Raw genomic sequence first — 12,142 nt, forward strand, 5'->3', positions numbered from 1 at the left:
TCGCGCCGCTGTACGTGCCGCTCGCGGTTCCGCCGAGCGTCAGCGCGTTCGCGCCGAGATTCACGTTCGTGCCGGCCACGCCCGACAGCGCGCCGAGCGTTTGCGCACCCGACGCATTGCTCAGGTCGAGCGTCGCGCCCGCGTTCGCGAGATTCATCGCGCCGGTCGCCGACAGGCTGCCGCCCGCGCCGATCGCCAGCGTGCCGGCATTGATCGTCGTGCCGCCCGTGTAGGTGTTCGCGCCCGTCAGTGTCACCGTCGCCGCGCCGTTTTTCACGAGCGCGCCGGCGCCGGAAATCACGCCGCCCAGCGCGAGCGCATTGCTGCCGCCGAGCGTGAGTGCCGTGGCCGTGCCGAGATCGATCGCGTTGGCGACCGACAGGCTCGTATTCGCATCGAGCGTCGCCGCACCGCCGACGGTCAGCGTGCCGGCGCCCAGCGCCGCGGCGTTGCCGAGCACGAGGGCGCCGGCGTTCAGCGTCGTGCCGCCCGTGTAATTGTTCGCGCCGCTCAGCGTCAGCGCCGCCGCGCCGTTCTTCACGAGCCCGCCGCCGCCGGAGATCGTCCCGCCGAGCCCGAGATCGGTGCTGCCGCCCAGCGTCAGCGTCGTGCCGGTGGCGACGTTGATGCCGTTCGCGAGCGACACGTTGGTGGTCGCATCGAGCGTCGACGAGCCGTTGACGTTCACCGCGCCGGAGCCCAGCGCCGTGTTGCTGCCGACGACGAGGTTGCCGCCGTTCAGGTTCGTGCCGCCGGAGTAGACGTTCGTGCCGGTCAGCGATTGCGTCCCGGGGCCGGACAGCGTCACGCTGCCCGAGCCGCCGATCGTGCCCGCGTAGGTCGCGTTGATGGTGCCGTTGAGCGTCAGCGAATTGCCGCCGAGGTCCACGTTCGTGCCGGCCGCTCCCGCCAGCGCTCCGATCGTCTGCGCGCCCGACGCGCCGCTCAGGTCGAACGTCGCGCCCGCGCCGGTCAGGTTCACCGTGCCGGTCGCCGCGAGGCTGCCGGCGCCGCTCAGTGCGAGCGTGCCGCTGTTGATCGTCGTGTCGCCCGTGTAGGTGTTCACGGCCGTCAGCGTGGCCGTCGCGGAGCCGTTCTTCACGAGGCCGCCGTTTCCGCTGATCGTGCCGGACAGCCCGAGGCTGTTGCTGCCGCCGAGCGTCAGCGTCGCGCTGTTGTTGAGATTGATCGCATTGTCGAGCGTGACATTCGCGCTCGTGTCGAGCAACGCCGACGCATTGACGTTCACCGCGCCGGTGCCGAGCGCCCCGTTGTTGCCGACCACGAGGTTGCCGCCGTTCAGGTTCGTGCCGCCCGTATAGGTATTGGCACCCGACAGCGCCAGCGTGCCGCCGTCGTTCTTCGTCAGCGCACCGCTGCCCGACACCGTGCCCGACAGCGTGAGCCCGGTCGCGCCCTGCACCGTCAGCCCGGTGCCGAGCGTTACGTTGTTCGACACGTTGAGCCCCGCCGTGCCCGCCTGCAGCGCGCCGCCGTTGGCCGTGATCGTGCCGGTGCCGAGCGACGCGTTGTCGTTGATGATCGCGACGCCGCCGCTCGACAGCGTCGCGTCCTGCACGGTCGCCGCGCCGTTGATCGTCCAGTTGCCGCTCGCGACGTCGAGGTGATTGAAGTTGACGTAGTTGTTGATCGCGATCGTGCCGTTCGCGGAGGTGCCCTGCTGCAGGTTCAGCGTGTTGTTGCCGCCCGCGCCGCCGTCGACGATCCCCGTCGCCGCCACGTTGAGCGTGTTCGGGCCGACCGTGATGTTGAACGCGCCGCCGGTGCCGCCCGCCGCGTTGACCGACGAGCCCGTCACCGCGTCGAACGTGTTGGTGCTGTTCGCGCCCATCGACACGCTGCCGTTGATCGTGCCCGAGTTGGTGAACGTGTTGCCGCCCCCGGGCGTGCCGTTCGTGGCGAGCGACACGCGGCCGTTGATCGTGCCGCTGTTCGTCATGTTGACCGTGCCGCCGCCGTATGCGGCGACCACGGGCGCATCCGCGCCGGACAGCGTCGCGCCGACCAGCGGGTTCGAACCGATCGTGCCGGTGTTGTTGATCGTCGACGTGCCGCCGGTGCCGTTCTGGACCGACAGTGCCATGCCGGTCACGCCGCTGATCGCGACCCCGGTCGAGCCGAGCATCGTGCCGTTGTTGGTGACGGTGGTATTGCTCGCCGACGCATTGCCGAGCACCGCGCCGCTCGACAGCACGCCGAGCCCCGAGCCGAGCGCGGACGGGTCGATCGTGCCGTTGTTGGTCAGCGTGTTGTTGTTGCCGGTCAGCGACATCGCGGTGCCGCCGACGCCCAGCAGCACGCCGACGCTCGCGCCCGGATTGACGGTGACGTTCAGGTTGTTGGCGCTGTTTGCATAGCTCGGCGCCAGCGGATTCGCGACGCCCGAGCAGGTGACAGTGGTGCCTGCCGTGCTGCAGGTCGCGTACGCGGGAACGATGCCTGCGCCGGACAAGGCCAGGAAGACGCCCGTCGGCAACAGGAATTTCGGAAACGGCTCTCCGCTCTTCTTCGAATGCGCAATGTTCATGCTTCCCCTCGTGCTCGGCATGGCCGGTGAATCGAGCCGGCGGCGGCGGAAAATCCGGGACGCAAGCGTGCCCTCCGGCGGTCGCGGAACGACGTCGGTCTATTCGTGGATGAACTGCGGGTTAATCGATTCTCGTTTGCGAGTGCAAACTCAACCGGACGACATGATCGTGGCCCCTTGTTCTTATGCAGCGACTTTCTGGTTGATTTGATTACCGCCCTGCTTTTTGTCAGACAAGGCTATATCAAATAAACAGGGTTTTCCAGTCGATGTTTGGTTATCGGAGCGAGGTCGATGGAATACGTATTTTTTACTCGTGCGATTGCGTGAAACGACTGTATTAAAAGGATCTTTCGGTCATTCCGTCATGCCAGGCAAAGTTACCTGCACCACGAGATCAGTAAAAACACCGATAATTCATACTAATCGCCGGCCGGTTTTTCGCGACTCAATTTAAATAATGACGGCGGCAGTTGGCGCAAATAATCCGAACCCATTTTATTTAAAGAATTGAGAGCATGGATTCTCAACACACTTGCAGAGTGCCTTCGAATTCGGCGCACATGATCCCGCCGCCTTGAAATGAAAAATGAAAGCCGGAAGGTTAATCGCCCCCCGGCCACGCGGCCCCGCTTGAAACGCGGGTTCAAAGGTGTCGGACTTCAGGACAAGCGTGCCGCCGGCTTGCACGGCACGCGGCCCGGCATGCTGCCACGGCCCGCTCGCGCATGGCCAGGCACTGCGGTCGACACGGCGTGTCGAGCCTGTCCGGAGCAGCCGGACGATGTTCGGCATGCCGGAGCTTCGGGGTTCGAAGAATGTTCAACGAAGGTCGACGCGCCTGCCCGGCCGGCGTCAATCCACCGGACACATCGCGAGCCGCCCCATCGCCTCCCCGGCGCCGCGCACCGCGCAGGTGGCCGGCTCGTCGGCGATCCGCGCGCTCAGCCCGGTCTCGTCGCGCAGCAGGCGTTCGAGATCCGCGAGCAGCGCGCCGCCGCCCGTCAGCACCACGCCGCGATGCGCGATGTCGGTCACGAGTTCGGCCGGCGCGTTTTCCAGCACCGACTTCACCGCGCCGATCACCTGCTTGAGCGGCGCGGCCAGCGCGTCCGCCACATCGTGGTTGGACAGCTCGATCGAACGCGGCAGGCCGTCCTTGACGCTGCGCCCGATCGCGCGCGTCGACGCGCGCGGCACGGCGCTGGTGGCCGAGCCGATCGTCTCCTTCACGCGCTCGGCGGTCTGCTCGCCGAGCAGCACACCGTACAGGTTGCGCACGTGATTGACGATCGCCGCGTCGAACTGGTTGCCGCCGACCCGGATCGCCTCGCGATAGACGACACCGCCGAGCGCGATCACCGCGACTTCGGTCGTCCCGGCGCCGATGTCGACGACCATCGAGCCGACCGGCTCGGTCACCGGCAGGCCCGCGCCGAGCGCGGCGGCGAGCGCTTCCTCGATCAGTTCGACGTCCGATACACCGGCCGCGAACGCCGCCTCGCGCATCGCGCGACGCTCGACCGCCGTCGCATCCGACGGCACGCACAGCGTGACCTCGACGCGGCGGCTGAAGCGCGAGCGCGTGCGCGACATGTCGATGAAGCGCCGAAACATCTGCTCGGCGGCGTGCGCATCGGCGATCACGCCGTGCCGCATGGGCCGCACGGCCTCGAGATGCCCCGGCTCGCGGCCGAGCAGCGCCTTCGCGAGTTCGCCGACCGCCTCGAGCGTCGGTCGCGCATCGGACGCGCCGCCCTTGCGAAAGCACACGACCGACGGCTGATCCAGCACCACGCCGCGCTCGTGCGTATAAATCCGCGTACTCGCCGTTCCAGGGTCGATCGCAACGGGTTGCGCAAACAACTTTCCGAACAGCGGTGTCGACATGGTTACCCTTTTCTTGAACAAACGGCCGAAGCGGCCAGGCCGCATCCCCGCGGCGCGCCTTCGCCGCCCCATTGAAGTCTTAGCGGCAAATCGTGCCGATACTTTAAGCAATTCCAATGATTATTTCGCGACGAAATTGCCGAAACCGCGTTTCGGCAGGCCTGCGGCTACGCATCGGCCGCTCGCGCTGCGCTTGTAAAACACGGTAATCTCTCGGTCTTGCCTGCTCCCGGCAGGCGCCCGACGCCCGATCACGCCAGGTATTCCACCATGACAGCGACCGCCTCTCTCCGCTGGCTCGGGGTGCGCCGGCTCGGCGCCACGCTCGTTGCGCTGTGGTGCTGCACCGTTGCCGCGCAGCCCTTGCCGGCCGCCGACACCGCCGCGCGCACCGCGCCGGCGGCCACTGCCGCCGCACCGGCCGCCCCTGCCACGACGGCCGCCCCCGCCGCCACGCCCGCATCGACCTGCAACGCCGACGGCGGCCCGGCCGGCCGGCCGCCGGTCGGCCTCGTGCTGTCCGGCGGCGGCGCGCGCGGTTACGCGCACCTGGGCGTGCTGAAGGTGCTCGAAGAAAACCGCATCCCGATCGACTGCATCGCCGGCACGAGCATGGGCGCCGTGGTCGGCGGGCTGTATGCGAGCGGGATGGCCGCCGACGAGATGCAGAAGCAGCTGTCGGAGGTGAACCTGGCCGACATCGCGTTCGACGTGACCGACCGCGCCGACCTGCCGCAAACCAGCCGCGAGGACGAGCGCCTGTACATCAACAGCCTGACGCTGGGCTTCGGCAAGAAAGGCGTGAAGGCGCCGGTCGGCCTCGTGCAGGGCAACCGGCTGCAGGCGCTGCTCGCGAACTGGACCGCCGCCGTGCCGACCAACCAGCCGTTCGACCAGTTGCCGATCCCGTATCGCGCGGTCGCGACCGACCTGCAGACCGGCCAGATGGTCGTGCTGGACCGCGGCTCGCTGCCGCTCGCGATCCGCGCGAGCATGGCGATGCCCGGCCTGTTCGCGCCGGCCGAGATCAACGGCCGCGCGCTCGTCGACGGCGGGCTCGTCAGCAACCTGCCGGTCGACACCGCGCGGCAGATGGGTGCGAAGGTCGTGATCGCCGTCGACATCGGCTCGCAGCTGCGCCCGCTCGACGCGCTCGCGTCGCCGGCGGACGTGATGCAGCAGATGGTCGGCATCCTGATCCGCCAGAACGTGACGACGCAGCGCAAGCAGCTCGCCGCGCAGGACGTGCTGCTCACGCCCGACCTCGGCGCGCTCGCGTTCACCGATTTCCAGAACGCGAAGCAGGCGATCGCCGCCGGCGCGGCCGCCGCGACCGCGGCGCTGCCGCGGCTCAGGCACCTCGCGCTTACGCCGGAACAGTACGCGGCCTACCGGTCCGCGCATGCGCAGCCGCTGCCGCCGCCGATCCGCATCACGCGGGTCGAGATCAAGACGACCGGCGGCGTGCCCAAGCGTGTCGTCGCCGACGCGCTGCACGTGAAACCGGGCGACACCTACGATCCGGCGACCGTCAGCCAGGACCTGCTCGGACTGACGACCGGCGGCAATTTCGAGAGCGTGACGCAGCAGATCGTGAGCCACGGCGACGAGAACGTGCTCGAGATCGATGCGCGGGAGAAATACTGGGGGCCGAATTTCCTGCTGTTCGGCGTCGGGATGTCGAGCAGCTCGACCGACGAAGGCGGCTTCCGCCTGCACGTCGGCTACCGGCGGCCGTGGCTCACCGAATCGGGCCTCGAGTTCCGCGCGGACACGACGATCGGCAGCGACCTGCAGTCGGCGCGCGTCGAATTGCGCCAGCCGTTGCCGGCCGCATACGGCTTGTACATTTCGCCCTATGCGGAATACCAGCGTCGCTACGTGAACCTGTACGACAACAGCGGCCAGGTGAAGCTGAACCAGTACTTGATGCAGACGGCGCGCACCGGGCTCGACTTCGGCCTGCCGATCGCGCGGCTCGGCGACTTCCGGATGGGTATCGGCTATGCGACCGGGCACGGCTCGCCGAACTACAACCTGCCGTTCCCGTTCGACGACGGCAGCTCGACGCTGATCTGGCCGAGCTTCACGTCGCAGGCGCTGACCGCGCGTGCGCGGCTCGTCATCGATCAGCTCGACGATCCGATGTTCCCGCGCCGCGGCTACTACGGCGAATTCCGTGTCGAACGGTCGCTGTGGTCGCACAACAGCCAGTCCGCGGAGGACCTCGCCGATACATCCAACACGCCTTACACCGAGCTCTACGCCAAGGCGATGATCGCGCAGCAGTTCGGCCGGCACAGCGTCAGTGCAACGATCGAGGGCGGCAAGAGCATCGGCGGCACCAACCTGATCAACGCGTTCAACTTCACGCTCGGCGGGTTCCAGCATCTGGCCGCGTATGCGGCCGACCAGCTGACGGGCAACGAACTCGCGTACGGCAACGTGACCTACATGAACCAGCTGATGACGTTCAACGCGTCCCCGATCAAGGCGCTGTCGGTCGGCGCCAGCGCGGAACTCGGCAACGTGTGGTCGAGCGGCGTGAAGGTCGGCGGCGGCACGCTCAAGCAGAGCTATACGTTCTTCACGAGCCTGTCGACCTCATTCGGTCCGCTGTACATGGGTATCGCGCTCGCGCCGGGCGGCCGGCGCAACATCTACCTGCAGCTCGGCCGCACATACTGATGGCGGCGCGTGCGGATGGCGGCGGGCATCCGCCGCGTCAGCGCCCGCGCCTTGCGCGGCCGGACGCCGGCTAGATCGGCCAGCTGATCTCGAAGCGCGCGCCGCCGAGTTCGGCCGGATCGACGACCGCGATCCGGCCGTTGTGCGCGTGGAGCACCTGCCGCGTGATCGCGAGGCCGAGCCCGTAGCCGCCGGTGCGGCGGTCGAGCCGCACGAACGCGTCGAAGATCCGCTCGCGTTCGCTCTCCGGCACGCCCGGCCCGTCGTCCTCGACATAGATCGCGATGTTGCCGTGTTCGATCGCGATCCCGACGACGATCCGCGACGCCGCATATTTGCTCGCATTGCGCAGCAGGTTGCGCATCGCGTACGACATCAGCCGCCGGTCCATCTTCACGCGCAGGTCCGACGCGATCGCGATGCGCGACTCGATCGCGCGCTCCGGATACAGCAGCTGCGCGTCGCTGACCTGGTGCTCGAACCACGCGACCGGCGCGGTCAGCTCGAGGTTCGACTGCAGCGAGCTGTATTCGAGCCGCGCGTACGTGAGGCTCATGTCGATCAGTTCCTCGAGTTCCGTCACGTCCTGCGCGATGCTCTCCAGCGCACCGTGGTATTCGGCGGCCGAGCCCGGCTCGCGCAGCATCTCGAGCGCGAAGCGCACGCGCGCGAGCGGCGTGCGCAGCTCGTGCGAGATCCCGTTCGTCAGGTCGCGCTGCGCGGCGATCAGCCGCTCCATGCGCATCGCGAGCGCATTCAGCGTGCGCGCGAGCGGGCCGATGATCACGCTGTGCGACTCGCGTGCGCGCGTGTTGAAGCGCCCGCCGGTGAAATCGATCGCGCGCTCGCGCACCATCACGAGATCCGACCAGACCGGCCGCATCCACCGATACGCGGCGAGTGCGGGCGCGGTGAACACGAACGCGAGCACGATCCAGATATCGCCCGGCAGCGCGTCGAACGCATGCCACACGACTTCCGGCGACAACACCACGCACAGCGCGAGCGCCGGCACCAGCGCGGTCAGCAGCACGAGGCCGAGCAGGTGCAGGTAGGTGCGCACGTACAGGCGCGACCAGCTCGGAATGCGGTCGGCGCGCGTGTCGGTCCACGCGCGGCGGAAATGCAGCCAGCGCCATTTGACATAGCGCAGCGCGGAAAGCGGCGCTGCGTCGGGGTGCGAACGGGTGCGTCGGATCATCGCGGCTTCCGGCTATCGTGCGATGCGGGGACGCGGCGGCCGACGGCGTCGCGCCAGGGTGGCGTCATTCCCACGCATGCTTGCTGAACTGGTAACCCTTGCTGCGGATCGTCTTGATCCGCTGCGGGTTGCCTGCATCGTCGTGCAGCTTGCGGCGCAGCTTCGAGATGCGCCCGTCGATCGTGCGGTCGAGGCCGTCGAATTCGACCCCGCGCAGCTGCAGCATCAGGTCGTCGCGGCTGACGACCTCCCCCGCACGGCACACCAGCACCCACAGCAGGTCGAACTCGGCCGACGTGAGGTCGGGCGAGCCGCCGCCGGGCAGCACGACCGAGCGGTCGGTGCGGTCGATCGAGAACTGGCCGAATGTGTAGCGCTCCGGCTGCGACGCGGCGCCCTCGGCCGCGCGCGCGGGCACGCGGCGCAGCTGCGCCTTGATCCGCGCGAGCAGGATGCGCGGCTCGACCGGCTTGTGCACGTAGTCGTCGGCGCCGAATTCGAGGCCGAGCAGTTCGTCGAACGGCTCGTCGCGCGCCGTCACCATGATGATCACGCCGTCGTATTGCTTGCGTGCCTCGCGGCAGATCTCGAACCCGTCCTTGCCCGGCAGGTTCACGTCGAGAATGACGAGATCCGGGCGCGTGGACAGGATCGCCGGCACGGCGGCGTCACCATGCAGCACAGTGTCGACTTCATAGTCGTTCTTGCGCAGGTAGCCGGCGATCAGCGTGGACAGGCGGGTGTCGTCTTCGACGAGCAGGATGCGAAAGGGCATGGGCAACGGTCGGATCGTACGGGGAGACCGCGGCGGCGGCAGGCTTGCGCCGGCTGCCGGCCATCGGTCGAAACGTACCGCATGATACTGCGCCCACCGCTCGCCTGTTTGCCCGACCGATAAATAAGGGCGCGATTGCTGCCGCGCTTGACGAACCGGCGCCGAAACGGTTCCATACGGGCTCTTTGGAAACCGGGCCGCCCGCCCTGCCTCGCACGCGATGAACTATCAGCCGATCCTCGAACGCATCCATACCGAACTCGCCCCCTGGATCGGCCAGGGACGCGTCGCCGACTACATTCCCGAGCTCGCGAAGGTGCCCGCCGACAAGTTCGGGATGGCCGTCGTGACGCTGGACGGAAACGTTTACACGGTCGGCGACGCGCGGGAGCGCTTCTCGATCCAGAGCATCTCGAAGCTGTTCGCGTGCACGCTCGCGTTCCAGTTGCTGGGCGACGCGCTGTGGGAACGGGTCGGCCGCGAGCCGTCGGGCACCGCGTTCAATTCGCTCGTTCAGCTCGAAAGCGAGCGCGGCAAGCCGCGCAACCCGTTCATCAACGCCGGCGCGCTGGTCGTCACCGACGTGCTGTGCCGCCGCTTCGTCAGGGCCGAGACGGCGCTCGTCGAGTTCGTGCGGCGGCTGATCGGCGCGACCGACCTCGACTACGATTCGCGCGTCGCGCTGTCGGAACTGCAGCACGCGGAACGCAACCGCGCGATGGCGCATTTCATGGCGAGCTTCGGCAACATGCAGATGCCGCCCGATACGGTGGTCGACGCGTATTGTCGCCAGTGCGCGATCACGATGAACTGCGTCGAGCTGGCGCAGGCCGCGCTGTTTCTTGCGAACGGGGGCGTCGCGCCCGTTACCGGCGAGCGGGTCGTCGACGCGAGTTCGGCGAAGCGGCTGTCGGCGCTGATGCTGACCTGCGGCACCTATGACGCGGCGGGCGACTTCGTATATCGCGTCGGCTTGCCTGCCAAGAGCGGTGTCGGCGGCGGGATCGTCGCGGTGCTGCCGGGGGAGATGGCCGTGTGCGTGTGGGCGCCGGGGCTCGATGCGAACGGGAACTCGCTGGCGGGGACGTTGGCGCTGGAGTGGTTGACGACTTATACGGAAAGGTCGATTTTTTGACGCACAGAATTCACGCGCAACGCATTCTTCGCAATGTGACGATCGATTCGGCACACACCGGCACGTTGAATCGGGAATTCGTTCTCGGGCAGCAATCGACCCGGAGGACACGCTCGCAACGCCCGAAACCGGACATCGCACCCGTCATGAATCGAGCGCGACAACCGATCGCATCGGAACATTGAGCGAGCAAGATTCGGATAGGCCGGCGCAAATCCGGCCACGCAGCTAGAAGGCGCTCTTTATCACGCCCCCGTCGGCTCGCAACGCAGCGCCGGTCGTCGCCGACGAAAGCGGGCTGGCGATATACGCCACGAGGGACGCCACTTCCTGCGGCGAACCGAATCGCTTGATGAGCGATGTGGGACGGACCTTCTCGAAGAATTCCTTTTCGAACGCTTCAAACGATTTGCCGTCGGCCTTCGCGAGCGTCTCGACGAATTCGCCCACGCCGCGCGATTTCGTCGGCCCCGGCAGGATGCTGTTGACCGTGATACCCGTGCCGGCAACGGCTTCGGCCAGCCCGCGCGCAACCGCGATCTGCGCGGTCTTCGTCACCCCGTAGTGGATCATTTCGGCCGGAATCTGCACCCCGCTTTCGCTCGAAATGAAAATGATGCGCCCCCAGTCGGCCTGCTTCATTGCCGGCAGAAACAGCCGGGCGAGGCGTACGCCACTCAGGACGTTGACCTCGAAGAAACGCTTCCAGTCCGCGTCAGGAATCTCTTCGAATGGCTTGGGCTCGAAGATGCCGAGGTTATTGATCAGGATTTCCACACCCGGATAGCGTTGCGCCAGTTCGTCGGCCGCTTCGGCCGTACTCAGGTCGCCCGCAAATCCAGCCACATCGCCGCCGGTATCCGCTTTCAGTTGCGCGACTACGTCATCGACAGATGACCGGGAGCGTCCGTTCACGATCACACGAGCGCCTTCCTGGGCCAGCGTGCTGGCGATAGCGAGGCCAATGCCGGCTGTGCTGCCGCTCACCAGTGCGAGTTTGCCTGTCAGATTCAGGTTCATGAGTGATTCCTTTTTCCGTGGACAAAGTAGACGTGACGACATCGAGTCTCGAACGACTGGATGTCGCCAACAGGTTTACGTACGCGTAATCGATGCGCCGCCATCGACCAGCGAGGCAGTGCCGGTGACAAAGGACGAATCGTCGGATGCGAGATAAAGCACTGAACGCGCCAGTTCTTCCGGCTTTGCCACGCGCTTGAGCGCATGCAGTCCGGTCACGAACGCCTGCGATTCTTGAGTGTCGTTCATGCCGCGATACATCTCCGTGTCCACGGCACCCGGCAACACCGCGTTGACCCGCACGCCTTGCGCGCCGTACTCCGCGGCGAGTGCCTGCGTCAAGCCGATCAGCCCGGCCTTGCTCGCCGCGTAGGCCGCCGTGCCGGGAAACGCGAACGAGTAACCGACGAAGGTCGACGTGAAGATGATCGATCCGCCGCCTTGCTTCAGCATTTCGGGAATCTGGTGCTTCGCGCCCAGGAAGGCACTGGTCAGATTGGTCGCCAGCGCGGCGTTCCAGCCTGCTTCGGAAATACCGGTGGTCGGGCCCATCTCGCCGAGCGTACCTGCGTTGTTATAGGCGATGTCCAGACGGCCGAAGCGGCTCACTGCAAGCGCGACCAGCGCTTTCGCGAAGTCCTCCGACTGTACGTCGCCGGCCAGATACGCGGCTTCGCCGCCTTCGCTGGCGATCTCCGCCGCGAGCGCTTCGAGTTCCGCGGCGCGCCGCGCCGCAATGACCACCTTGGCGCCTTCCTTCGCGAACAGCTTTGCAGTGGCGCGGCCAATACCTGCGCTGGCACCCGTCACGATGGCGACTTTTCCTGTCAAACGTTGCATTTCCAATCTCCTGATCCGCTGCGTCGGCCAGCGCCCGATGCGTTG

Annotated in this window: 8 protein-coding genes; 2 read left to right on the forward strand and 6 right to left on the reverse strand. The window is 67.0% G+C overall.

The window, feature by feature from the left end:
* Together DIE04_RS22465 and DIE04_RS22470 are read right to left on the reverse strand one after the other, a co-directional pair.
* Nucleotides 1-2,548: autotransporter-associated beta strand repeat-containing protein (locus tag DIE04_RS22465; protein WP_185500399.1), on the reverse strand; the 2,548-nt coding region annotated here is incomplete at its 3' end.
* Between the two features lie 855 nt (nucleotides 2,549-3,403).
* Complete coding sequence (locus tag DIE04_RS22470) at nucleotides 3,404-4,438, reverse strand: rod shape-determining protein (protein WP_044847899.1); 1,035 nt, start codon at nucleotides 4,436-4,438, stop codon at nucleotides 3,404-3,406.
* Between the two features lie 270 nt (nucleotides 4,439-4,708).
* On the opposite strand from DIE04_RS22470, the gene DIE04_RS22475 reads away from it, so the two are divergent.
* On the forward strand, nucleotides 4,709-7,126 hold the full coding sequence (locus tag DIE04_RS22475; RefSeq protein WP_124523239.1) for a patatin-like phospholipase family protein: 2,418 nt from the start codon (nucleotides 4,709-4,711) through the stop codon (nucleotides 7,124-7,126).
* Between the two features lie 70 nt (nucleotides 7,127-7,196).
* Here DIE04_RS22475 and DIE04_RS22480 read toward each other — a convergent pair whose 3' ends face one another.
* Nucleotides 7,197-8,327: an ATP-binding protein gene (locus DIE04_RS22480; protein WP_044846904.1), complete on the reverse strand. Its 1,131-nt coding sequence runs from the start codon at nucleotides 8,325-8,327 to the stop codon at nucleotides 7,197-7,199.
* 64 nt (nucleotides 8,328-8,391) lie between these two features.
* Nucleotides 8,392-9,102, reverse strand: a complete 711-nt coding sequence (locus DIE04_RS22485; RefSeq protein ID WP_124485306.1) for a response regulator — start codon at nucleotides 9,100-9,102, stop codon at nucleotides 8,392-8,394.
* 220 nt (nucleotides 9,103-9,322) lie between these two features.
* On the opposite strand from DIE04_RS22485, the gene DIE04_RS22490 reads away from it, so the two are divergent.
* Nucleotides 9,323-10,237 (forward strand): glutaminase, encoded by a 915-nt coding sequence (locus tag DIE04_RS22490; RefSeq protein WP_124523240.1) that lies wholly within the window; start codon nucleotides 9,323-9,325, stop codon nucleotides 10,235-10,237.
* Nucleotides 10,238-10,465: 228 nt separating this feature from the next.
* Here the strand turns inward: DIE04_RS22490 and DIE04_RS22495 are convergent, their stop codons facing one another.
* Together DIE04_RS22495 and DIE04_RS22500 are read right to left on the reverse strand one after the other, a co-directional pair.
* The gene (locus tag DIE04_RS22495; RefSeq protein WP_124485305.1) at nucleotides 10,466-11,257 is read right to left on the reverse strand and encodes an SDR family NAD(P)-dependent oxidoreductase; all 792 of its coding nucleotides are present in this window, start codon (nucleotides 11,255-11,257) and stop codon (nucleotides 10,466-10,468) included.
* Between the two features lie 75 nt (nucleotides 11,258-11,332).
* Nucleotides 11,333-12,097 (reverse strand): SDR family oxidoreductase, encoded by a 765-nt coding sequence (locus tag DIE04_RS22500; RefSeq protein ID WP_124485304.1) that lies wholly within the window; start codon nucleotides 12,095-12,097, stop codon nucleotides 11,333-11,335.
* Nucleotides 12,098-12,142: the final 45 nt, after the last annotated feature.

Source organism: Burkholderia sp. Bp8994, from assembly GCF_003853805.1.
Classification (GTDB): Bacteria; Pseudomonadota; Gammaproteobacteria; order Burkholderiales; family Burkholderiaceae; genus Burkholderia.

Excerpts from the sequence above, each read along its gene's own strand:
- DIE04_RS22470 (WP_044847899.1), bottom strand. The coding sequence starts at position 4,438 with ATGTCGACACCGCTGTTCGGAAAGTTGTTTGCGCAACCCGTTGCGATC.
- DIE04_RS22475 (WP_124523239.1), top strand. The coding sequence starts at position 4,709 with ATGACAGCGACCGCCTCTCTCCGCTGGCTCGGGGTGCGCCGGCTCGGC.
- DIE04_RS22480 (WP_044846904.1), bottom strand. The coding sequence starts at position 8,327 with ATGATCCGACGCACCCGTTCGCACCCCGACGCAGCGCCGCTTTCCGCG.
- DIE04_RS22485 (WP_124485306.1), bottom strand. The coding sequence starts at position 9,102 with ATGCCCTTTCGCATCCTGCTCGTCGAAGACGACACCCGCCTGTCCACG.
- DIE04_RS22490 (WP_124523240.1), top strand. The coding sequence starts at position 9,323 with ATGAACTATCAGCCGATCCTCGAACGCATCCATACCGAACTCGCCCCC.
- DIE04_RS22495 (WP_124485305.1), bottom strand. The coding sequence starts at position 11,257 with ATGAACCTGAATCTGACAGGCAAACTCGCACTGGTGAGCGGCAGCACA.
- DIE04_RS22500 (WP_124485304.1), bottom strand. The coding sequence starts at position 12,097 with ATGCAACGTTTGACAGGAAAAGTCGCCATCGTGACGGGTGCCAGCGCA.